General features: G+C 60.8%; 25 protein-coding genes. All 25 read right to left on the bottom strand.

Translation table 11 applies throughout. The features are described 5' to 3' along the window. On the bottom strand, window positions 1-510 hold the full coding sequence (locus tag ACZCWR_RS18910) for a hypothetical protein (protein WP_487304514.1): 510 nt from the start codon (window positions 508-510) through the stop codon (window positions 1-3). 47 nt (window positions 511-557) lie between these two features. After that, window positions 558-2,504 carry a phage tailspike protein gene (locus ACZCWR_RS18905; protein ID WP_487304513.1) on the bottom strand — a complete coding sequence of 649 codons (1,947 nt, stop codon included), beginning with the start codon at window positions 2,502-2,504 and terminating at the stop codon, window positions 558-560. Then, window positions 2,501-6,394: a lysozyme family protein gene (locus ACZCWR_RS18900; RefSeq protein WP_487304512.1), complete on the bottom strand. Its 3,894-nt coding sequence runs from the start codon at window positions 6,392-6,394 to the stop codon at window positions 2,501-2,503. The genes ACZCWR_RS18905 and ACZCWR_RS18900 overlap by 4 nt, the downstream gene beginning before the upstream one ends. A 4-nt stretch (window positions 6,395-6,398) precedes the next feature. Next, window positions 6,399-7,913: a hypothetical protein gene (locus tag ACZCWR_RS18895; RefSeq protein ID WP_487304511.1), complete on the bottom strand. Its 1,515-nt coding sequence runs from the start codon at window positions 7,911-7,913 to the stop codon at window positions 6,399-6,401. A 9-nt stretch (window positions 7,914-7,922) separates the two neighbouring features. Then, window positions 7,923-8,741: a hypothetical protein gene (locus ACZCWR_RS18890; RefSeq protein WP_487304510.1), complete on the bottom strand. Its 819-nt coding sequence runs from the start codon at window positions 8,739-8,741 to the stop codon at window positions 7,923-7,925. 1 nt (window position 8,742) lies between these two features. After that, a complete protein-coding gene (locus ACZCWR_RS18885; protein WP_487304509.1) occupies window positions 8,743-9,204 on the bottom strand; it encodes a hypothetical protein in 462 nt (153 codons plus the stop codon). A 176-nt stretch (window positions 9,205-9,380) separates the two neighbouring features. Beyond that, window positions 9,381-9,710 carry a hypothetical protein gene (locus tag ACZCWR_RS18880; RefSeq protein ID WP_487304508.1) on the bottom strand — a complete coding sequence of 110 codons (330 nt, stop codon included), beginning with the start codon at window positions 9,708-9,710 and terminating at the stop codon, window positions 9,381-9,383. 10 nt (window positions 9,711-9,720) lie between these two features. Then, window positions 9,721-10,422 carry a hypothetical protein gene (locus ACZCWR_RS18875; RefSeq protein WP_487304507.1) on the bottom strand — a complete coding sequence of 234 codons (702 nt, stop codon included), beginning with the start codon at window positions 10,420-10,422 and terminating at the stop codon, window positions 9,721-9,723. Next, window positions 10,419-11,870, bottom strand: a complete 1,452-nt coding sequence (locus ACZCWR_RS18870; RefSeq protein WP_487304506.1) for a packaged DNA stabilization protein — start codon at window positions 11,868-11,870, stop codon at window positions 10,419-10,421. The genes ACZCWR_RS18875 and ACZCWR_RS18870 overlap by 4 nt, the downstream gene beginning before the upstream one ends. Window positions 11,871-11,874: 4 nt before the next feature. Beyond that, window positions 11,875-12,192: a hypothetical protein gene (locus ACZCWR_RS18865; protein WP_487304505.1), complete on the bottom strand. Its 318-nt coding sequence runs from the start codon at window positions 12,190-12,192 to the stop codon at window positions 11,875-11,877. 2 nt (window positions 12,193-12,194) lie between these two features. Further along, complete coding sequence (locus tag ACZCWR_RS18860; RefSeq protein WP_487304504.1) at window positions 12,195-12,854, bottom strand: hypothetical protein; 660 nt, start codon at window positions 12,852-12,854, stop codon at window positions 12,195-12,197. Next, a complete protein-coding gene (locus tag ACZCWR_RS18855; protein ID WP_487304503.1) occupies window positions 12,836-13,333 on the bottom strand; it encodes a packaged DNA stabilization gp4 family protein in 498 nt (165 codons plus the stop codon). Before ACZCWR_RS18855 ends, ACZCWR_RS18860 begins: the two co-directional genes overlap by 19 nt. 16 nt (window positions 13,334-13,349) lie before the next feature. Then, entirely contained in the window at window positions 13,350-13,802 is a 453-nt protein-coding gene (locus ACZCWR_RS18850) for a hypothetical protein (protein ID WP_487304502.1), read from the bottom strand. Between the two features lie 58 nt (window positions 13,803-13,860). Then, window positions 13,861-14,211 (bottom strand): hypothetical protein, encoded by a 351-nt coding sequence (locus ACZCWR_RS18845; RefSeq protein WP_487304501.1) that lies wholly within the window; start codon window positions 14,209-14,211, stop codon window positions 13,861-13,863. Window positions 14,212-14,248: 37 nt separating this feature from the next. After that, window positions 14,249-15,457: a P22 phage major capsid protein family protein gene (locus ACZCWR_RS18840; protein ID WP_487304500.1), complete on the bottom strand. Its 1,209-nt coding sequence runs from the start codon at window positions 15,455-15,457 to the stop codon at window positions 14,249-14,251. A gap of 97 nt (window positions 15,458-15,554) precedes the next feature. Further along, window positions 15,555-16,490, bottom strand: a complete 936-nt coding sequence (locus tag ACZCWR_RS18835) for a hypothetical protein (RefSeq protein ID WP_487304499.1) — start codon at window positions 16,488-16,490, stop codon at window positions 15,555-15,557. A 108-nt stretch (window positions 16,491-16,598) separates the two neighbouring features. Beyond that, entirely contained in the window at window positions 16,599-18,665 is a 2,067-nt protein-coding gene (locus tag ACZCWR_RS18830; protein WP_487304744.1) for a portal protein, read from the bottom strand. Between the two features lie 75 nt (window positions 18,666-18,740). Next, window positions 18,741-20,255: a terminase gene (locus ACZCWR_RS18825; protein ID WP_487304498.1), complete on the bottom strand. Its 1,515-nt coding sequence runs from the start codon at window positions 20,253-20,255 to the stop codon at window positions 18,741-18,743. Then, window positions 20,255-20,638, bottom strand: coding sequence for a hypothetical protein (locus ACZCWR_RS18820; RefSeq protein WP_487304497.1), 384 nt, complete (start codon window positions 20,636-20,638; stop codon window positions 20,255-20,257). The genes ACZCWR_RS18825 and ACZCWR_RS18820 overlap by 1 nt, the downstream gene beginning before the upstream one ends. 2 nt (window positions 20,639-20,640) lie before the next feature. Then, on the bottom strand, window positions 20,641-20,826 hold the full coding sequence (locus ACZCWR_RS18815; protein ID WP_487304496.1) for a hypothetical protein: 186 nt from the start codon (window positions 20,824-20,826) through the stop codon (window positions 20,641-20,643). Then, window positions 20,823-21,062, bottom strand: coding sequence for a hypothetical protein (locus ACZCWR_RS18810; protein ID WP_487304495.1), 240 nt, complete (start codon window positions 21,060-21,062; stop codon window positions 20,823-20,825). Before ACZCWR_RS18810 ends, ACZCWR_RS18815 begins: the two co-directional genes overlap by 4 nt. 13 nt (window positions 21,063-21,075) lie before the next feature. After that, window positions 21,076-21,933, bottom strand: coding sequence for a hypothetical protein (locus ACZCWR_RS18805; RefSeq protein WP_487304494.1), 858 nt, complete (start codon window positions 21,931-21,933; stop codon window positions 21,076-21,078). 119 nt (window positions 21,934-22,052) lie between these two features. Beyond that, entirely contained in the window at window positions 22,053-22,415 is a 363-nt protein-coding gene (locus ACZCWR_RS18800) for a crAss001_48 related protein (RefSeq protein WP_487304493.1), read from the bottom strand. Between the two features lie 28 nt (window positions 22,416-22,443). Beyond that, the gene (locus ACZCWR_RS18795; RefSeq protein WP_487304492.1) at window positions 22,444-22,824 is read right to left on the bottom strand and encodes a Gp49 family protein; all 381 of its coding nucleotides are present in this window, start codon (window positions 22,822-22,824) and stop codon (window positions 22,444-22,446) included. A 29-nt stretch (window positions 22,825-22,853) separates the two neighbouring features. After that, complete coding sequence (locus ACZCWR_RS18790; protein WP_487304491.1) at window positions 22,854-23,096, bottom strand: hypothetical protein; 243 nt, start codon at window positions 23,094-23,096, stop codon at window positions 22,854-22,856. Window positions 23,097-23,104: the final 8 nt, after the last annotated feature.

The raw sequence follows: 23,104 nt of genomic DNA, 5'->3' as shown, positions 1-23,104 counted from the left end.
TCACTTACCTCCCTTGGTTTTTGTGTCGCTTTCCAGCGACCCAACACGAAACTCCAGAACGCTCAAGCGGTTGTCGTCGCGTTGCAACTCCTTGCCGACGTCCTGCGAGTACTGCTTGAGCTCGGCATCGCGCGCAGCCTTCGCGCGTCCGATGTCGTCCTGCCACGGATGCCATTGCGAATAAAGCGCGCCAGCCGCGGCGAATAGCGCGCCGGTGATCGACATGACCCAACGCCACGCTTTGCGATTTCCCCCGATCTCCGTCTTGATCGGCGTGAGTTCTTCATCGCGAAGCTTCGTGATGGACTCGTCAATGCGATCCGTTTTGCTCAATGCGACTTCTGCTTTTCGATCTGCAGACGCCACGTCCTTCTCAAGTGCAGCAAGTCGAGTCGTGACAACATGGATCGAATCGACCTTTCCCTTCACCTCCTTGATATCGTCGATAACGGTGTTTAGCCGTTCGACGAGCACTTGAATTGATCCATCCGTAACCATGTTCTTTTCCATCCTTGCCCCGCCCTGGCCTCTTTCTTTTTTGCGACTTAGCTCTCTCGTTATTGGAGCGTCGCCGTCACAACAGTAGGCAAGACGCTGTAAGTCAGCGACAACGAATCCCCCGCATCAAGCAAGGATCCTGACGAATGGACGCCAAGCTGCGTTGCCCCACGAAATGCGATGGCTGCCTGCACCGTTCCTCCCGTGATGTAGACGTGCTGCGGCATTCCAGTGGTATTCATGTAAGTGAACGGACTGGCTCCAACTACGACTGCGTTCACGACAGACGGCCCATACGTCCACTTCTGCTGCTGCGCTGCCCAGTTACGACCGAATGCAGTTTGCGTGCCGTTATCGATAATCTGAAGGTTTCCTGACAAGCTGCGCTGATAGACGATCTCGCCCACGTAATTGCCGATACCTCCATCAATTGCAACCTGATCGTGAACGCCGCCTTTAAGACGATTCCCTACAGAGCCGCCCACGAAGCGGAAGCCACCGGTAAGGCCACCAGATTGGGTATCGCAAAGGAATTCGTTGTATTGGCCTGCGCAGGAAACATCAACACCACCACCCGCAGGCGTGCCGTTTTCCTCGAAGTCCATGCCGACGATCTTGTTGTTGAAAGCACTCGTCGTCAGCACCATGCCGATCGTCGTGTTGAACTCGCAGTCACCCCCAAAGAGGATGTTGCCGAGCGTGGAATCAAGGTAGATACCGTACTGACAGGCCGCTCCTTGCGGATTGATGAACGTGCAATAACTTGTCTGCTCACCCGCGTTACGCTTGTTGAGCACCATGCCGTATTGAGGCTTGGCGGGCCCCGTTCCGTCGTCGTACCACCCCGAGGAATAAGGCGCGACTTGGACGTTGAAGGTTGTAATCACGCAGGCATTCGTGAGCAGGCCGGCGCTCGTCAATCCGGCGCCGCGCACGACTGCGCTCAGCACACAACCTGTATTCAAGCCGCGTGCGAAGATCGCGTGACCCGAAGACTTCGGTGCCTCGATGATGAACGGGTTCGATTGCTCGCCGAACGTGCAGAACTCGACGAAGGTTCCTGCTCCCGCGCCAGCATCCAATATCACCGCGTTGCCTGATCCCTTGTAACGCAGCACGACTGAGCCCTGTGCGGCCACGGTCATACCTTGCACTGCCCAATTAGGCGAGTTCGAGTAGCAATAGATGCCCGGAGGGAAAACGATCTTGCATGGACTTGAGAGCGCCAGCGCATAGCTCGCGGCGGCTTGGATCGCAGTAGTGTCATCTGTGACGCCGTCGCCCTTTGCGCCAAAGTCCTTTACGCTCACGATCTCGCGAAGCTTGTCCTGCATGCTTCGCCGTGTGGCGCTCCCACCGCTCTGCAGAAATGAGAGCTTTGCGCTGTCGATCGCTGCATTCGCGGCGACTGCGGCGTCGCTTACCGTGCCGTCAGCAGGCGTACCAATCGAGACAGTCGTGCGCCACGCGGCGCGCACCATGTTGACGAACGCCGGGATCGGCGAAGTGAACGTGACGGTGCGTCCGCTAAGCGTGAAATCTTCGGGATAAAACTGCGGCACGCCGTCGAAGTAGATTGGCGAGAGATTCTGGCCAGAACCTGGAAAGCCGCTAAGCGTGATGCTGTTCGCGGTGCCGCCGACGAAGTCTGCACCGCTGACGAATTCATTCACGATGGCGTTACCCGCCGGGCTCAGCGTGGCGGAAGGCGAGCACTCGGGAATCGAGATGATCAGTTCGCCGCACTGATTGAACACCGCGATCGAGTACGTCTGATCCGTCAGTCCAAGAAATATCTGGCGCGGGGATCCGGAGACCGTCGCCAGACCGTCCGTCGTGAAGATCGGCTGCGTCATCGGAATGGACAGGTCTTCGTCCTGATACACGCTGATCGGATTCCTCGTCGGGTCGGTGTTAGGCTGGCCGATATAGATCTGCCCTTGCTGCAGCGCCTGACCGTCCTTGTCCAGCCACATCGCAATCGGGTTCGTGATGACGGCGCTCATTTATTGGTCACCTTGTTCGTGTTCATGGTGTGTTCGTTTTCGCTGGATGTGATGACGCCCAACAACCAGCGCTCGCGGGCGTTCGGATCGTTCGCTGCGGTTGCGGCTTTCGCGATGTCGTAGAACCGACGGAAGACAGGAGAGTTGGCGGCAGCCTTGACGGTCTGAGGAGTGGCAGCCGAGCCGTTCTTAGCGAGCGCCTGAAATTCGGGCGACACGATCAGCTCGTCAGCCGCCTTCATAACGTCGGGCTTGCCTTTCGATAGGGCGCTGATGACCGCGTGACTGAGGCCCGCTCCGATAGGTCCGGCAACGTGCGCAGCGCCAGCAGCGACAGCAGTGCCGACGTGACCAACAGCAGCTTGGCGCGCGGTGTTCATGACGCGGCCAACGACGCCATCGACGCGGGCATTCAGTTCTTCGCGCGCGGCCATGATTCGGCCCGTTGTGATCGTCTCGCGCGTGGCGTTCGAGATGCCGCGCGAGACTTTCGCGAGATCGAGCAGCTGCTGGCGCGTCTCGGCCGGGAGGTTACCCATCACGGCATTGAACGCACCTGAGTTGCGCTTGAGCCCGTCCATCCAATCCGCATACGTCTTGAAGTTCAGTTCACCGTTGCGCGTGGCTTTGCCGAACGCATACGCCAGGCCGCTCGCTGTGACCTGTTGGCGCATGCTCGCGGGCACGGCCTTGATGAGGTCGATGAACTTCGATTCGTCGCCTTTCGGAAGCGCTGATACTGCGGTGCCGAGCTTGCCGACGATTGAGTCGCCGAGTTGCTTGCCATAAAGCGAAGTCAGATCGTCTTCGATGCTCTTGCGCATCTGCACCGTGGCGCGCGCCGCGTCGAACTTCTCCAGCGCGCCCGGAATGTTCGAGAGCGCTGCGCGCTGATCCTCGCTGATTCGCCCATATAGCGCCTTCAGCAGCCCGGTGTCCGAATCCTTGAACGGTCCCGAGTTCCTCAGGCCGTTGCCGATATCGCGCCGCACGTCATCGAGCAGCGCGTAATTCGGTGCCTGCGTCTGCGCCTTCATGCCGATCGACGCCGGATCCACCGCCTGCCCGTTCACCGTGATCGGCACTTCCTTAGGCGTGAGCTTCGCCTGGATCATCTTCTCCATCGGCGAGAGATTCTTCGGGCTTCCAAGATCATCGGCACGCTGCTGGATGAAGCTCAGGACGTTATCGGCGGGGGCTGCTGTTTTGGCGGGCACGGTCGAGCGCAACTCGGAATAGAGGCCTTCGGCCTTCTGATCGAGCTGCTGCTGCGTGCCCATAAGTTGACTTTTTACCTGCGAGGACAGGTCGCTCAGATCGCGCGTCCCGCCTGCATCGTCGATCACCTTCATGCCGCGCTGCGCGACGTTCTGAAGGCCTTCCATCTCGCTCGCGCGGGCCTGGCTGCCGGGCGTGGACTTGATCGCTTGTGCAAGCTCGCGATATGCCTGATTCGACGTCAGGTGATCGGGTTGCAGGTTGTCGTCGATGCCCAGGCGCTTTGCTGCGGCAAGCGTTTCTTCATCCGGCGCGCCCTGCGTGGCGAGCGTCTCGCGTGCGGTGTTCTTGCCCAGGCCGAACGGTGCGCCTTCCGTGCCAACGGCGCGGCGCGTTTGCGCAGCAAGTTCTTCCGGCGACATGAACTGTTGCGCGGCGCTCGAAAGCGGCGAGCCAGAAGGATTGACCGAGGCGCTGGTTTGCGCCTGTGCTTCGGTGGTTGCTGCTGTAGCACCAGGTGATGCTGTAGCAGCACTTTCTGCGGGCGCAGCGGCAGCGGTCGCGGCCTCCGGCGCAGCGGCAGCATCGCTAATTGGCGTCGATGCGGGCGGCGTAGCAGCGGCGCGCGGACGCGTGGCTACTGCCTGTTCTGCTGCCTGAGCAATCGCGCTGCGCTGCGCGGGCACCGTGGGCGGCGTCTGACCGAGTTGCTGATCGATGTCTTGAATGCGCTGCGCGGCGCGCGAGGCGTCTTGTTGCGCGGCCTGCTGAGCCTGCAACCGATTGATCGAGTTCTGGTGAGCGGCCATCTCGCCGCTGATCTGTTTTTCAGCCGCAGCGCGCGCGTCACTGAACTTCATACCCTGCGCCTGCAGCGCGCGCGTGCGATCAGCAACGGAGTCGAATTGCCGCCCTTCGAGAGACGAGATCTGATCCTGAATCGAGGTGTCGCCCTTTTGCGGCGCATTGGCTGCCACCGGGATGAGGCTTGCCTTTTCCTTCTGGAGAGCATCCACCGCAGGGTTTGCCACTGCAGGCGTGCCCGGGTTGGGCTGCGTGGCTAGCGGCTGAGCGGGTGCGGCCGGTGTCGCGGGAGTTCCAGGAGCGGCCGTTGGCGTCGAAGGCTCCGCCCAAGTCTCTGTGCCCGCCTTCCAGCCTGCGGGATTTGCGCTCGCGGCAGCGGCACGCCCTTGTGCGGTGCTGGTTTGACCAGCGGATGCTTGCATGGTCGGCTCGACGCGCTCTGCAGTCGCAGCAGCGGACGGAAGCTCTTTCGTGATCGCGCTCATCACGCGCGAAGCGGCTGCAGGGGACAATGCCGTCGTCAACAGGTTTGCCGCCATGCCAAGCGCCTGGCTGCCTGTTGCCTGATGCACCGCTTCGCCGACAACGCCACCGCCAGCGCCCGCCACGATCATGCCGGGAATCGCTTTGAGCGCCATGCCGGGCACCGGCACCGTCAGCGCGCCTGCGCCTTGCGCACCTGCCTGAACGATGTGCTCGGCGGGGGTTTGGGCGGTCGGCACGCCAGCACGATCAAGCAACGCTGTTGCCGACTCGCCGATACTCGGAATGTTCGGCGCAGCTTGCGGTGCTCCGGCCAGCGGAGCTTGTTGCTGTCCCGGAACAGTCGGGCCAGACGTTGGAGTCGTCTGCGGCGCGAGGTGTGTGCCCATCAGCTGATCGATCGCGTTCAGCGGCCCGCCGCCCTGCATCGCCGCGTTTAGCGCGTTGACCGGCATATCGATGACGTTCTTCGCCTTATCGACCACGCCGCCGACCGTATCGGCCAGCCCCTGCAAATAGCCGCGCGCAGCAACGCCCGCCGTGTGTCCAGCCGTTGGCGGTCCAGGTTGCTCGATGATGAGCGCCGCGCCTTCCGGCAGGCCGATGTTTCCGGACTGCACATCGTTCTGAAACTGCTTGGCGTCCTCCGGCGACATCTTGCCGTCGTTGAATGCATCGACGAGCTGCTGAGGCGCAGTCGGCCCGTTCGATGTGCCCTGCGGCCCTTGCGGTTGCTGCGCTGGCTGAAGCTTCATGCCATCAGGCAACACGATGCGGCCAGCCTGGACGTCCTGCTCGAACGCCTTCGCATCGTCCGGGCTCATCTTGCCGTTCTGATAGGCGTTGAAGACCTGCTGCATCTGCGATGGACCACTATCGCCCATGCTTGGCGCGGAGCCCACGGTCGGCGGCGGCTGAAGCTGGAATCCATTCGCTTGAGGCTGCGACCACGAAGGCGTCGCATCCGAGTTGTTGGGTGAAGCGCCAGTCACGCGCTTCACATAGGCCATCGTCTTGGTGCCCCAGTTCGACTGATCGGTGCCGCCGTGATATTCGGCTGTCGCGAGCACCGGATTGCCGCCGTTGCGATCAAGCGATTGCTTGAGCAGATACGCCGCGCCATAAGCGGCCGTCGATGGGTTCAGATAGGGATCGACGCCCGTCTGATCGATGATCGCCTTGCGCGTGGACGGCGTGATTTGATACGGCGTCGCGGCGCCCGCGCTGCTGATCTGATCGGCGTTGCTTTTCTCGCCTTTCGTGCGAATGTTGTTGAGCCATTGCGCAGGGATGCCGATCGCAGCGGACGCCGCCTGGTCCGCCTGTGCATAGGTCGGATCGTTATAGCTGACAGGAAACGCGCTCGCGTCGTAGCCGTTAGCCATCGCGTCATTGCCCCGAAGTCATGTATTTGGAATAGCGCGCGAGTGCATTGCCGCTCTGCGCGGGCGCGCCGTTCGCCGCCGGCGCACCGCCTTGCTGCCCGCCCGTTTGCACGCCAGGGCCTGCCGTCGGCGCGTCAAACGACGAAGGCGCCGTCGAAAGGGTCGCGATGCGGTTCTTGATGAATGCGGAGTAGGACGTGCCTTTGCCGACTTGCTGGCCGCCGACCGTGGCGTCATGCGTGGCCGGACCCATGTATCCATACGCGGAACCCCATGCCGCTTTCCCTTCGTCGGCGCGCGCCTGGCGCAGCTCGACATTGCGCATCGAGGTGAGGAACTGTTCGATCTGGTCCGGGCCGGCGTTAGCGGACGGGAAGCCTTGCTGAAGCACTTTCAGATCGGCGTCCGTCGTGCGACCGCCCTGCACGGAGCTGAAGATCGAGCCATTGCGCAGCGCGTTGTATTCGGTGCGCATCGAGTTCCAGTCGTCTTGCGATCCGACGATGCTCTGACCGGCCGCGCGCATGTCGGCGAGTGAGCCCTGCGTCCAGCGGCCCTGCTGCTTGAGCGAGTCGATGTTCGACATCGCTTGCCCGATGCGATCGGCTTGCATGCCGTGCTGGACGCTATCCATTGCAGCGCTGTTCACGATGTTGGCCGTGTCGCCGCGCATGTTCGGCACGTTCTGCTGATAGTCCAGCTCGCGCAGCTTGAGCGCCGTTTCGGTCTGGAATTTTTGCTGATCGAGATTAAAGGTCGATGCGCGGTTCTGCATCTCGCTTGCGATGTTCTGGGTCTGTGCATGCGTGAGTCCGAGATCGGCAACAGCCTGCGCGGGCGCAGTCGCAGCTTTCGCTTGAGCCACGGTCGCGTCTGCATTCGCCTTCGCAAGCGTCGCAGGTTGCTTCATGTAATCCGAGAAGGTCGAAGCGAACTGATCGGCCGGCATATAAGACGACAGCGTCGCGCCCATCAGGCCGGCTGCGGCCTTCGGATCGGTCTGGATCTGCTGAATGAGCGAGTCGGCGTGCTGCAGCTTCTGCTGGAACTGCGGGTCATTCGGATTGGCACCCGAGTTCACGAGCGCTTCTCGCTGCTTCTGGACGATATCGAGCGCGAGATCGGACCGACCGTTAAGCAGAGAGACATACGCCTGCGCCATCGGCGCGACGACGTCCTGCTGCTGTTGCTGGCGCGACATGGTGTAGGCGCTGGAAATCGCCTGATGCTGATCCGGAAACATCGCGCTCAGCGCTGCGAAGTTCGCAGGTGTCGGATTTTGCAAAGCCTGCTGCAGCATCTGCGGATACTGGATCTGCCGCTGAATCTGGATGCCCTGCATCGCGGTTTGCGCGCCGATCATGCCGGCCTGCGCCTGCGCCTGCTGCGCCTGCGCGTTCTGCAAGTTGATGCCCGATTGCGTCACCTCCGGCTTCAGGAACGAGCCGACCGGATCAGGCTGGATTTGCAAGCCGGTGTAGTTGACCGGCGACGGCGGGGTTGAGTTGATGTCTGCCATGTTCAGGCCTTAACCGTAGTTGCTAGGGTCGTCGAAGCCGCTGTACGAGCTTTGATAGTTGGGATTGAAGCCGCTCGTGCCGCCTGCGTTCATGATTGCGGCGAGCGCTGCTTGACCGCCGTTCGAGCCGAGCACGGACGAGAAGTTGTTCATGCCGCTCGTGATGGCGTTCGTGGTGCCGAGCGTCGCGCCCGCGCCCACCGCGCCCTGCTGACCTAGCAGCCCCGTGATGTTGTTGCCCGTCTGAATGCCTGCATTGCCGACGCCGGCTGCCGCGTTCTCGCCCGTGCTGTAGAGCTGACCGTAAAGGCCTGCGAGCCCCTGAATACCCTGCAGGGAAGCGCCCAAGTTGCCGATCTGTTGCTGCTGAACTTGCGCGAGCACTTGCGAAGGCAGATAGCCGAGCGAGGCGATTGTGTTGCCGCCGCGCAGCCCACCGGTTGCACTTGCGTTCTGCAAGATCGATTGCTGCCCGAGCTGCATCGCGTTCGTGTACATCGGGTTCGACGTCAGACCTTGCAGCGCCGTGTTCTGCGCGACGGATCCGTTCGCGCCTGTCAGGTTGCCCAGCTGCTGCAGCGTCGATGCGTACTGGCCCGCAGCTCCCTGATAGTTCGTGAGCGCGCCCGTGCCTGCATCGACGTAGGGCTTGAGCAAGCCTTGAATCTGGTTGAATTCGTAGTTCTGCTCGCCGATCTGGTTGTTGATCGCGCCCGCTTGTGTATTAGCGGCTTGGTTAGCGCCATACGCGCTGATCGCGGCACCGCCGACTGCGCCGACGCCCGCCGCGATACCTCCGATAGCTGCTGCCGAAAGTCCGAATGACATATCACTGCTCCAGCTTATTGTTTCGCGCCTGGACGTTGTCCGGACCGCCGAGCAGCTCGCGGTTCTCCGACTCCGTCAGCTCGCTCACGAGCTTGTCGAGATCGCGTTCGTTCGTCGCGTGCACGGTGGTCCAATACGTGTCGATGTGCGCATAGCCCGCGCGCTTGGCACCGGGCTTCGAATTGAGGATGGCGTGCGCGTCCGTGATGCGGCGAACGCCGCTATCGGTGGTGACCTCGATGTCACCGGAGACGATGCAAAGGTGTTCGGTTTTGTGAACCGCGCCGGTGAGAACAACGCCGGCCGGAATCAGCATCTTTCGCGCGTATAGACCAGGCGCGAAGAAATGCCACACCGGACACTCCACTTGCGGATGCTGTTGAAGTTCGCGTTCGAGCTTTTCCACCTGCATGCGCGAGGCATCAGGCTGAGAGAGCGTGACGGAGTTTTCTGCGGGATGCATGTGTTGCGAGTCCGATTTGTCACCGGCCATCGGGCCGGAAGTACTGCATCGGCACCCGCCGACACAGTTCGAACTCGCGTCACTGCTATTTGAAGTCGCTCGGTACGCGGCTGCGAGCGACTAATTGATCAGTTGGCAGAACGATATGCGATCTATGCGCGAAACGCAATCATCCATCAGGAAGCGATAGCGCCAGACACGGTAAGTGTTGCGCCGTTCGTCGATGCGAAGATCGACATGCCACCCGTGAGCTTGTGATTGATTGCGTTCACCAACGACAGAGACGATCCCGGCGCCACCGATACGCGATCGATGTGTGTTGCATCCGCAGCACTCGTGCCGATGAAAAGATCAACCACGGCATTGCCCGCGGCACCCACCGGGTTCCATGCGCTTGCCGCCGTGATCGACACCTGCGAACCGTTCGGCACCGCGCCATAGACAGGCGCGACCACCGCTGCGTTAATGGCTTGGCACAGTTGCGCCCAGTTGAGTTGCGTTGTCATGCTGATCCCCTTAGACCGGACGGGCTTGAATATACCCGTCAGCGGTGAGCGTTGATGTGGTGAAGATGGCCTGCGCGACGAGGAATACGTTCGCCGCGCTCGCCAGAGTGATGCGCGTCGTCGGCGCGAGCAGGTTAAACGGATCCGCGCCCACCAGCGCCTCCGGAAGCTGCTGATAGGTGTCAGGCGTGCCAAGCGTCGCCGACGCCGTCGCCACGCCTGCTGTGATGCGTTCCAGTACGGTAGACGACGCCGAGTTGAACACGATCACGCCTGAGATATCCCATGTTCCAGCGGGAAGCGGCAGACTGACCGCATTCGCGGCGGTGCCGCTGGTGAGCGATGTGCCGGTCTGCTGAGCGGCCTGAAAGACACCTGACGACTGCTTGATGACGCTAGGCGGTGGCGACACATACGCCGCCGCTTCCATGCGCGCGCGGATGCTTTCGTTGCGTGCAGGCAGCTGCGCCATTGAGCTCACCGCCAGTTGCGCCAGCATCAGAGACGAAGCGTTCTGCACTGGAAGCGGCGTCTGAACGACGAGCTGCGCCAGCGACAAGTCGCTGGAATTTTGGTCGATCGCATCGGGCAGCGTGACCGTGATGTCCTGAATCATCGCTTCCAGGCGACGAACAGCGGACTGATTCTGGCCGAACGACTCAGCAAGCTCCTTCCGATTGGCAGGCGTCGTCTTGAGCGTGAGTGTGGTCATCCGAGCTTCTCGCCAGTGAATTCAAGCGCTGCGAATGACACTGGCGCGGCGTTATAGCCAGCGAACCGAAACGCGCGGAAGTTTCGGAAAAAGTTCTTCGGCCGCCATTGCGCGCGCTTTTTCGTGTTGCCCTGCTTGCCCATCGAGATGAAGCGCGGCGCGCTCCACGCCATACCATCGTTGGAGTACTGCATGGACATCGTCGGCTCGTCGCCGAGCGCCACGCGTCCGAATGTTCCGACCAGCTCAATGGCATCGACCTGAACACCGACGCCCGCGTTATAGGCGAAGGTGGAATCGAACTGCCAGCGTGCGAGCGTGCCGAACTGCTTGGCCGTCGTTGCATCGAGAAAAGCGACCTGCGCGGACTGCTTGTCACCGAAGATGAACTTGCCGTAGCAGTAGACCGGATGCCAGCCGCGCCATGCGCCTGTGCCGTCGCTGCTCGAATCGAGCAGGAACCAGAGCTTTGCGCCTGAGGCCTGAGATCCGGCCACGTCAAAGGCGAAGGTGTAATCCGGAAGATGCAGATAGATGAACTGCTGTTCCTTCTCGGCGCGATATTCGAGCGTGCAGGTGGCGAGCACGTCATCGGTGTACGTGCCCATGATCGTCTCGATTTCACGCGTGGCGATCTTGTTGGCGATACCCAAGCCGACCGACAGGAAGACGCTCGGTGCTTCATCCTGCGCGCTTCCGACGAACGCGAAGCCCTGGCTGGTCAGACACTTCGCCTGTGGCCCGATGACGCCCTTCTGAATCGTCGCGCCCGGGTTCTCCGTGAACGGAAAGCCTGTGCCGCCCGTGTTGTCCATCACGGCGATCGTGTAGCGGTTGCACACGTAGAGCTCGTTGCGAAACTTCAGGCCGCCATTGAGCGGATCGGCTGAGTTCGAGTCGGAGCCGAATTTTTGCGAGTTGATGTTGAACTGATTGTCGAGATCAGTGACGTAGGTGGAAGCGTCATCGAACAGCACGAAATAGCCGCCCATCCACAGAAGATCGATTGGCGAGCCGACGTCCGAGTCTGTCACCTGTTGAAGCTGCGGCACGCCGAGCGTATTGCCCGAAGCCTGCGCTGTCGTCCAGTACCAGAACGTCCCGGCCGATACGATCCCGATGCCCTGATTCTTGAAGCCATACGCCAATGCCACCGGCTTGCCGTCGTCCGGAAGCTGGCCGAGCACCTTGATCAATCCGTTCTCATCGATGGAGATAAGGTTCGTGCCGATCACGCGATAGCAGGTGCCGAGCCAATTGATGCCGCCGCGATCGGTACCGGTGAGCGCGACCGACCCGTCATCAAAACGCGTGAGGCCTTCAGCCGAGCGCAGCAGCAGCTTGCTGATCCCGGTGTCCTTCAGAACCGGGATCAGGTTGCGCGGATAGGAGGTGCGAAAGTCTGCACCGATATCCGTGTAGGTTCCATTCAACAGAGGGACTTGCATCGCGCTACATCGCCGCGCTCAACAGCCCTTCGCCCGGCGTCACGTAGACGGTCGCCGTGCCCGTTTCCGTAATGAGCGAGAGCGCGCCGAAGGTGTCGCCCTTCGTGATGACCTCCGACGAGTTCGGGCCAATTGGATAGTCTTTCGTCGTCGCTGCGAAGTTATCCGAGACACTGGAGCAGCGCACGAAGACAGGCACCGCGCCGATGTTCAGAAAGCGCACCTGTTTCGCGTTTTGGTCGATGCCGATGAGCGTCGATGCCGCCGTCACAGCGACTTTCTGAGTCTGCCCATAGGCGGGCGAGAGAGGCTGATTGATCATGCTCATGCTCCGTCGAGCGGTCGCGCGATAAACGAAATGCGCGAGATTGAAAGATTGGTTGCGGCGTCGGCGCTTGCCACCAGCTGGATCACGTCACCGGCGTTGATCTGCCCGTTGACGTTGTTCGGGTTCTGCAGGATGCCGGCGAAGTGGAAGCTGTCAGGGTTACCCGTGCCCGCCTTGACCGCCTGCAGCTCGGACGTGAAGATGCCGCCCGCGCCGCCCGACCCTGTCTGCACGTTAAGCGTGAGCACGCGCGGCGATGGCAGCGAGCCATCAACGCACACCCAGAACTCCAGCGCCGCGATCGGGCGCGTGGCCTGCATGACACCGGTGACCACGTTGAGCGTGAGCGCGTCGCCACCGATTGGAAGCACGCTATTGCCGTTGGCGTCATAGGGCGCAACGATTGCAGGCGCTGGACCGATGGCAAGCACCTCGGCCTGCGTGCGCCGGAGCATGTAAAGCGACGACGCCGAGAGCAGGCCGTTTGGCATCGAGAGGTTCGCCTGCAGCATCGAGACGAGCGCGGAAAGCGAAACCTTGCGAGGCTGGCCGCTGTTCTGATTCCAGATCGCGATCTGATCCGAAAGCTGCGGTGAGCTGTCGGTGGAAAGCTGATTGATGTTGGACATGTCGGTCCTCAGTTCGAATCCGGCCACGGATTGCCGCTCGGTTCGAGCGTCGCGTCGTGGGTGGTGGTCACGCGATCAACGGGCGCGAAGAACTGCTGATTCTTCGTGTTGCGCCGGTTGCCGGAGCCAATAGGCATATGGCGCGGCATCTGCATCTGCGGGATCTCATAATTCCCATAGAGCAGCACGTCATAGGCGTCCTGGGCGCTTTTACGAAGATCGGCTGTCGTCGGCTTCGGGATGGTCGGCGCGATGAGCAGCGCCACGTTCAGGATCATCGCCATCTCGGCCCAGTCGGGCACGTTGATCTCGTCGTTCGCGTTGCTTTGATTCGCCTGAGGCGGCAAGTTGTAGCCGATACGGATACCCGCTGCATCCCACAGCGCCATCATGCGATCGAGGCGACGAATGCCTGTCGTGATTTCTTCGGGCTGCAGGTCGAACACATAGTTAGCCAAGCCCAACTCGGCATAGGCCTCGTTCACGATCTCGATTTTCTTCGTCATGTTCGACCTCTCGTGCTCAGCTCTTTTCGGACTCAGCGCCCTTCTTCGTTGCAGCCTTCTGCGTCTGTGCGGCGCGCTCCTCGTTCTGGCGAGCCTGCGCCGCACGTTCTTCGTTCAAACGTGCCTGTTCTTCGGCGCGCTCAGCCTCAGCGCGACGTGCTTGGCGCTGCTCAGCTTCCGCACGCTCTAGCGCTTCCTGACGCTTTTCAAGATCCTCGCGCAGACGATCAAGGCGGCGATGCTCGGCCTCCAGCATGTCGATGCGCTCGTTGATTTGGTCGTTCAGTGCCACGCGCGAGTTCTGATCGTGCTTTTCAAGCCCGGCCTCGTTCGGCGTGCGATACCAGCCGTCGTCGAGATAGTTGTCCACCTGACTCTCGTCAACAATGGTCCAGTCAACGTGCACGCCATGGATGCGCTCTTGCGTGCCCTTGCGATAAAGCATCGTCGGCGATTTCAATCCCAGCATGATGTGATTCTCCAGAAGTGCGAAAGGCGCCCCGAAGGGCGCCTGTGTCAGCGTTGCGTTAGATGGTCCACCAGACGTTGCCGTCCGAGTGAAAGCGAGCCACGGCATACTGCGCCGACAGCTGCAAGTTGGCCGCACCGTCGATCGTCGCGCCGTTCGCATCGGTGATGGTCACCTTGTTCGCCGAGACGTCGATCTTCTTCACGACGTACTTGCGACCCTTGCACGACGATGCCGGCGGCAGCACTTCCGACACGGCCGCCGCCGTGGCATCGACGATGATCGTCGCGTCGTTGTTACCTGCGCGATCCGAGGCCACCAACGCCGTCGCGACGAACGAGCGAATCGGGCCGATGAACCAGCCAGCGCCACCACCCGCACCCACTCCCAAACCAAAATCGACTGGCATTCTGTTTCTCCTAAGAGTTGATCAAGTCAGGTGCCGTTCAGACCTGGTTGAAAAGTTCGACGCCGCACATCTCGGTGTTGAGCACCGCGACACCGAAGAAGATGTCCGCGCGATAGAGGATCGTCTTCGTCTTGATGTCGTAGAACTTCTCCAGCGACATCTCGATGCCCTGCTCCGTCGTTGCGCGCAGCACTTGCACGCCCGCATCGGTCGGAGCCGCAAAACGACCCGGCAGCAGTTCGATCGCCGACTTCTTCCAGTGGGGGTTGAGCGACGAGCCAGCCGTGTTCAGCCAGGTGATAGCTGCGCCGTTAGCGGGCGTCGCCGTCACGTTCTGATAGCAGACTTCAGCGTTCGTGCCGCCTTGGCCACTGATGAACGGAGGCGTGATCTGCAGGTGCGTGCCGTCCACCACCGACACGACGCGGAAGGTCTTCGGCTGACCGGTGTCCTGCTTCGTGATGTGGTGCACGGAGTTGACGCCCGCAACCTGGAACGAATCACCCGGCTGGACGTTGGCCGTCGCGCTCACCTGAACGGTCTGGAAGCGGTTATCGACGTTCGTCACTTCACCGAACGATGCGGCAACGGTCGCCTGCGGCACATAGAACTGATTCGCGCCGCTGATGGTGATTGCACCACCAGCTGCTGCCGAGACGCGCGGCGCGTAGTCCATCTTGTAGACGCCGAAGTTCGATACCTCGCCGATGTACGCCTTCTCGTAGGCGGTTTCCGGCTTGCCTTGCATCGTCTGGCGCGCCGCGAGATTGCTGGCCATCGAGTTGTAATCGCGCGAGGAATAGGCCGCATAGCGCTCATCCGCGCCAATGCCCTGCTCGTTGTAGATCGAGTCGATCGCGGCAACATCGTCAAAGCCTGAGGCTGCCGACGTGCGCTTGACCACAAGTGAGCCAAGCGAAGTCACAGCGCTATTGACAGCGATGTTGATGTCCGAAGCCAGCTTGGTCTTCGCAGCGTCGCCCAGGCGGTTTTCCTGAAGCGCGTCGCGCAGCTCAAGTGCGGTCATCGTCCACGGAACCGAGCGCGGCTGATTGATGGCGGCCGGCACCGACAGCTGCGTGTAGCTGTTGAAGTTGCCGGTCATGTCCGTGCCGGAATACGACTGCGCGATGTACGGCATCGGGCGCCAGATGATATTGGCCGAGCGTTCCATCGATTGCTGATCCGTCGTGTACTTCTGGATCAAGCGGGACATGACCAGCATGTCGTTGAAGCCTTCCAGCAATTGCTCGAAGGCGACCCGTTCCTCTTTCGAGAATGCGTTGCTCATTTTCTAAGCTCTCCATCCGGATTTGACAGAGAGCAGCTGCACCGCAACTTGTCTAGCGCCCCTTTTGCGCCTGCTTGAGTTGTGCCTTGTACGCAATGACCTTCGACAAGTCCCCGGTCCGTTCCGCCTCGGCGCGCAGCTGCTCGAGTTTTTTCTCGCTGCCGCCGGCATTCGAAGCACCAGAGGAAGACGAGATACGCCCTTCGGGCGCGGGTTTGTTGTTTGCAGGACGCGTCGTCACTTTCAACTCCTTTTCGAGCTTTGCCGCCGCGAATGCAAACCGGACGGGATCTTTGATTTGAGCCAGGTCACGCAATTTGGTCGGATAGCGCCCCAGGGCATAGACGAGAAGCGCTGGTTTGTCCGCACCGGCCAGCAGGATCCCCTGCTGCTCGATCGACAAAGTCGTCACGACTTCGCTCTCTACGTCCTGAAAGTCTTTCCGACGCAGCGACGCGGCTTCCGTGCGATAGCCATTCAGACGTTCGTCGATGGCCTTCTGGCGCGCGCGTGCCGCACTCTCCTGTTCCGACTTGACCTGATCGACCTTGCGCTTGTCCTCGTACCACTGACCAAGCGCTTCGTCGTACTTGCCTTCGTCGTAATCGAAGTCTTCGAGTTTCGGCTTATTGCCGAGCGTCGGGACTGCGGGAGCCTGCGGTTGCTGCTGCTTCGCCGCTTCCATCTCGCGAATCTTGCGATTCAGCTCGACGTTCTGCTTGCGAAGCTCCTTTATCCATGGTGCAGCGTTTCGCTGCTCCTGACTCTCTGAGGCCGGCGGTGCCTCCTCGCCGAACTGAAACTCCAACTCGCCGTCATCCTCGCCTTCGTTCGGGTTGCCTTCGCTGCCTTCGACCTTGTCGGGAGCAGCGGTTTGCGATCCGTTCGCAGCGTCGTCGTGATGTTCCTCCCCTGAGGCACCATCACCGACATCGACTTGCAGCGTGTCTTTCGGGTCCAGCTCGGTCGTTTCTGCCTTCGTATTCATTCGATCACCGTGAACTCGCAGCTAGGCGCTGCGGGAGCCACGTCGCATTCATAGCAACGTACGTTGGAAAAAGCAAGAACAATCGCAACAGGCATTGTCTTGCCCGGGTTACTGCACAGCACCTTGCGGTGCTCCCTCAGCTGCTAGGGCATCCTGACTAGTCTGAGCGACCAGCGTTTGCAGGATCGAGAAGGCAGCCGTGAGGTCATCGCGCCGCGCGTTCGCCAGCTTCGCGATTGCTTCGGCACGGCTGCTCGCGGCATCCGCATAGGTCTTGACGGTGTTGGCGCGCTCCTGCCCAGCCTTCGCTGCTGCGCGCTGCGCTTCCGACAGCATGTATTGATCTTGCGGCGACGGCGGCTGCTGCGCGGCGGCTTGCTGCTGCTCCGCGAGCTTCTCTTTCTCGTCATCGGTCGGCGTCACGACACCCATCGTCACCAGGCGCATGCGCATGAATTCGCGCAGATCTTCGAGGCCTTCGCCTTCCATGTTCGTGAGGATCAGCGAGATGACGATCGACGCGACCTGCGGATCTTGGATGAACTGCAGCATGTTCACGAGGCGACTGACGGTCGCGGCGCGCCGGCTCACGAATGCCGGACCGACGTCCACCGTGACCTCATACTTGCCTCTGGCCGGGTCATTGACGGTCTTCGCAATGCCATCGACCATCTGCTGCTCCTTGATGACGACTTGGCTTGACGAACCATCCTTGCCGATCGACTTCATCTTCCGGCCGGCCTCGTCGATGATCTCGCGCGTCATGCCAAGCCAGATCTCGCCGGAGCGCTGCATGGACTTGCCGAAGTTGTCCATGTAGATGAACGCCTGCATATCGACGTGCGCTTGCACGCGCTCCATTAGCTCATCGGAGACGTTCGACACAACCTTCTCGCCAGCTTCCGGATTGCCAGTGAGTTCCTTGATGCTCGAATCAGTGAGTTGCAGGAGCGCGGCAAGCGGCTCCGGCACATTCGGCGGTTCCGTGTAGCCGATCGGGCCGCTCGGCATCTTCTGCCCGTTCTGATCCTTAATCGGATTGACCAGGTTGTACGGGTTGTCGTTGATGTTGTCGTTCGCCCAGCTCATCTCGTGGCCCTTCACCTGCTCGGGCGTGAAGATGGGCTTACGACGCGGCGAAAGCGCCGAGATGACGCCGAGCAGCGAGATCTGCATGTTGAACAGGCGCTGCGCATCCTTGCCCAGGCGGATATGCGACATGATCCGCTCCTGGTTATCGATGAAGGCACGCTTGCCGTAGAACGGCACGATTGGAATGTTGGGACCAGCGATGAAGCCGCAGTCCTCCAGCACCTTGCCGCCGTCGTGAATCCACTTACGCACGCGGCGCTTTCTGATCGAGCGCACGCGCACTTCCTTGTACCCCTGGTCTTCGAGGTCTTTGCGATAGTTTTCTGTGAGCTCGTCCTCACTCACCTTCATGTCGCGCTGGTTCTGATTGAGCAGGCGGAAGACGTGCTGCTTTTTCTTCTGCTCCTCGATGCGGTAATACTCGGCGATGTAGACGACGTCCGGCGTGTACCAGTCGAACTCGGTCATTTTCTGCACCTTGCGAATGGTCGTGGGCGCGCCCTGCGGTGTCTGCTTATGGACCGAGTTGTACGGATCCTTCTCACCAGTGTCGCCGTAGGTATCCTCATATTCCTCGCGGGCCATCGACGTGAACACCCAGCAGCGCTTCGCGTCCGACTTGTCGTAGCGCTTGCCGCCGAGATCCCAGAAGACGGATGAGTCCGCGTCGTAGATCGGCTCGAACACGATCTTCTGCGTGTCGTCGTCCTCGTCGTATTCGTCGCTGTAGACGTTGCGGAGTCGCCACGCACCCATGCCACCAGCGACGCCCTCGTCGAAGGCGTTGTCGAATGACTCCGTGCCACCAGAGCGCGCGACGTCGGCGCGGTGCATGCCAGCCAGAGAGTCGGCCGTCTGATCGTCGGCGTCGTCATCCTTCGGCTCGAACTTCACTTCGACGCGATTCGCGCGGTATTCGTTGAACACGCGGATACATGCCATGTGCAGCTTGTTCACCTCGAAACGCGGCCTGTTGTCGAACTGCAGGCGCAGCGCGTCTTCCCACTGCGCACCATCGACGAACACGAAGCGGCGATCCTGAAGGCACTTGAGCCGCACCTCCTGCTGCGACTTGTAGGCCATATCGAAGTGCGTGAGCGACTCCTCAACGAGATCGGCTTCGACTTCTGATTTTGGTCGTGTCATGAGATTTCCTTGTTATCGCCGATTGGCGTTCCAGTGATTCACAGTCGCGGGGATGGCGACGGGTTCATCGTCATCTTCCTCACCCCGCAAGTTCTTGTACTTCTGCCCCCACTGGCGCAGCGCGTCAGCGGCGTTCGAATGCACGTCGTGCTTCGGGTATTCCTTCCACGTGCTGCCGCGCTCGTCCCATTCCTTCGAGTACTTCTCGACGTGGTCCAAGCCTTCCTTGCATCCTTCGGCGTCGAAGTAGGCAGTCGAGAGTGCCGAACGCGTTTGCTTGATACCGGTGGTCACGTCGTCGATGCGCGGCACGATGATCGTGTCCTTGAAGCCAAGGTCGTGAATCATTTCCTCGATGGACTGATTCCGGAAACCCTTCTGCAAGCGCTTGTGCGTCGCGTCGTGCGGCAGATAGAGCGGGCCGAAGTAATAGCCGGTGTCGCGCATGTATTGCGCGAAGTGATCGAGGGTGCGGCCGTTGGCCTCGTAGAAGCGCAGGAAGCGGTGCTCAGGACCAACGAGTTGATGGAACCAGATCGCGGTCGTATCGTTCGCGCCAAGATCCCAGAAGGTGTTCACGGGCACGCCGCGCACGTATGGCACGCGGCAGATGCGCTCCTCGCTGCGGATGGCGTCGAGCTGCTCGCGGTACCACGCGCCTTCGTTGGATGCCTCGAATGCTTCGTCCGGCGTGCTCGGATACTCGCGCTTCATGTCCGCGCCGAGGCGGCGCTTCGTGATGACGTACCACGCGCGCTTACGCATGGTCAGGCGCGTGCCGGTGAGGCGTTCGATCTTGTCGAAGTACTCGTGTTCCTTCTCGGAGATGATCACGCCGTCCGAGCTGGTTTCGTACTCGTCGCGCACGAACCACGGAAAGAAATGGAACTTTTCTTCGAGTGCCTGGTGATGCTGGCCGATGCGCTTGCGTGACTCGTCGCACATCGAGAAGAACGGACCATCGCGGCCTTCTGCCGTTGACTCGACGAACAGAAAGCCATCTGGCGCAAGCGCCGGAATAGCGCCTGTCACGATTTCACGCGCGCGCTTCGGATCCTTCGCGCAGATCTTCCCAAACTCGGAGATGTGTAGGAACTGCAGCGTACCGGAACGCATTGAGGTGCCCACGCGCACGCTGCTGTTGTTCGAGAGCAGCAGCTCGGTCGTGCTGTCGGTCTCAGGGAAACGCTTTTCGCGGATGCCGTTCGGCAAGCGATCGTAGGCGAATCGGATCTTGTCGCGGAAGATGATCTCAGCGTTGGGCTTGGTGTCCGCGATCACGCCGGCCCGGATGTTCGAATTGAACACCGCAGTGTCGAGACCCATCAGCTGGATGAGCGTCGAGAAGCCAAGCTGCCGCGCCTTCAGAATGGCGTTGCGATAGTGCAGGTCTTCTAGAAAGGTGCGCTGCTCGTCGTTCGGCTTGAACTTGATGACCCGATTGCTCTTGTCGGTAATCCAGTAGAGGTTATGCAACCTCCACACGGGATTCGACCACTCGTCGAGCTTCAGGCGCGAATCGACCATTACTTCGCTCCGCTCGTCGGTTTGAACGTCGTGCCTTCGAGCTCAGCAAGCAGCTCGTCCACCGGCGAGATACCAATCTTGGCCACCGTATCGACGCGATCGCGCCAGCCCATCTTGTTCTTCTCCCAAAAGATGATCGCGGTCATGTCACCTTCGAGGCATTTCTTGTAGTGCGCGCCGATCACGCGCGCGTTCGCATGCACGGAGCCTTCGACGATCGCTTCAGCGAACTCTGGATGGTTCTTCTTCCAATTGCGCACGGTGCGCTCGCTCACGCCGAGCAGCTTGCCCAGCTCGCCCTCAGTCGCGCCGAGCAGGCAGTAGTTCTTCACGAGATCGGCCATCTCCGGCCGATAGTCGGTAGGACGTCCTCCAGCGGCCATGCTCAGCCTCGCACCACGCGACGCATCGCCATCAGCACGAGGCCACCGCGATAGAGCGTCCACAGGAACATCAGCACGAGCATGTAGTTCTCCGGCTGCGGCACGGTCATGGAGTTGAGGACGATGCCGATCAGAATCGCTGCCGCGATGCCGATGGCCCAGACGATGAGGTGATAGGCGAATTTCATGATTCGGTTTCCCCGGTTGAAAGGTCTGCTGGTTCTTTGTTCTTCGGTTCAGAGATGACGCCGTTGGTGTAGGCGCATGCACGCCACGATGCCCACATCACGGTGCGCAGCGTGTCGATCTGCTGAGCGTCCATGCCGGGCTTGACCACTTCCGACTCGAACACCGCGCAGAAAAGCTGCCATTGCGTTGACACTTCGTTGCGGCGCCTTGCCAACGCTTCACGGAATTTCGACACGCTGCGCTCCTGGTCAGATCAAGTTTTCGAGCTTGTCGAGTTCGGCGTGCAAACCAGCCACGGCCGAATGCTCGAACGTCCACAGGAACTTGCGGATGCGCGCGGTGCTTTCCCGAATGCGCTCACCGACGGAAACCGCTGCGTCGTCCTGGGCCTGCGTGACGACGCCGGGCGAGACATTGCTCGCAGACGATGATGTGGCGCTTCCGGGTAGATCGACCGCACGCAACGCATCGGCGTTTGGGTCTTCAGGGACCAGCGGCGTTTGAGCGCCTTCGGTGCCGGCGGGCGGCTGCGGGATATTGCTGGTGCCACCGCTCAAGACGTTGCCCGGCTCATTTGCCGTCCCGGCGACGAGGGGGCCGTTTGCCTGACCAGCCTCCCCGAGTTGGGCTGCCTGCTGCTCGGAGCCTGCATTGGAAGCGGCCGTCGCATTCGGAGATGACGCGGCAGCCGCACTCGTGTTTCCCGCTTCATTACCCGACGATGGATCCGTTTGGGTCATACCAGACGCACCCGCCGACGAACCGACGGGCAACACGTTTCCCTGCTCACCTGCCGTACCCAAGCCGTTCACAGACGCATCCTTTACCTGGGCATCCGGGGCAGCGCCGGTCAACGGGGTCGAGCCGCCAACCGACAAGTCGGACTTCCCCAAGGTGGTCAGATCGTTCGCGCTCGAATCCACCGTCGCGCCGTTACCGATTAGATCGGGCACAGCATCGGGCGTGATCGTCTGAATCGACGCGTCCTGCGAGTCTTCGCTTGCGAAGATGATCTTCGTAGCGGGGTTGTAGTAAAGGGTCTTCATCTTCAGCTCCTGTTGCATGAAAAGGATGGTTTGCTGCATGAAACGGTCGATCTGTTGCATCACTTCCTCAGCGGGTTTCGCGGGTGCCATCCCGCAGGCTTAGCCCGGTTGCCCCTGTCTGCCCGATGCTCTGGGCTGGCTATTGCGCGCGGCCATCAACTGCGCCGCGCTTCAGGTATTCATTCGCTAAACGCTTCGATCCGCTGACGCAAAATGTCGGAGTACTCGTTCATCGCGAACAGCTGATGGACGAGGCGTCCTGCTTCGAGGTTCGATAGCTTCTGAAAAATCTCATTGGTCGGCTGCGCGAACGCCGAGAGCTTCGTGATCTTCTCGTCGAGCTGCACTTTCTCGGCGAGCACGCGCTGTTGGTGCGCAGGCATGCGGCCGATATCGCCGAGCGGAAGATAGGCGGCTTCGAAGACATCCTTCGGAGACCACGACGTGTAGCCGTCCGGATACTTCACGGCGTACCCGGGCTTGCCATCCTTGTCTTGCTCCCATGCGACGATCTGCTTGGTGCCGACGTAATGCTGAGTCATGTCCACTTTCTCCTTGGTGATGCGCTTGTTATGCCGATTCGCTCAGGCGCTGCTTGAGCAAATAGCCTTCGAGCGGCCAGATCTTCGCGACGGCGTTCTGCCGTGCAATCTTGCGGCCGATATCAGCATCGAAGTTCTCCGGCGATGCACAGGCACTCTCGCCCGTCACCGTGAATCCGTTGCGCAGGACAAGCACGCAGAACGTCAGCAACGAAAGAGGTTGCTGGTCCTCCATGAAGGGCGGCACACCCGAGCCATTCGCACCATCGAGCGCCGTAAAGTAGACGTCCTGCACGATTGCTTCTTCGATGTCCTTCGGCGTGATGCGCGGCGCGGTCTTCCCCTTGCGTTGGATCTCATCCTCGATCGATTCATCCGCGCTTCGCGGCGTCTGTGTTGCCATGTTCATGTCCACTTTCTCCGATTGAATTGAGGGTGTTACGCGTGCTCTGTTTGCCGATCGCGCCAGGCGAGATACGGCTTGCGGATCTGGCTGTGAAAGACTTCGGCCGCGCGTGCGTTCTCAGCCAGCTCCTTGCGGCTGTCCACTTGGCACGTGACGCGGATGTATTCGGCGGCCTCATCAACGCTGATCTCGCGCGGCGGCACTGCGAAGTAGCCGACGAAGGCGCGGAACTGTGCATCACGCGGAAGTGCGCCAGCGATCTGCACGATGCTCATGCGGGACT

This window comes from Caballeronia sp. A2-2, assembly GCF_057612605.2.
The sequence above is the reverse complement of the archived record's forward strand: the minus strand, read 5'-3'. Positions and strand labels throughout refer to the sequence as shown.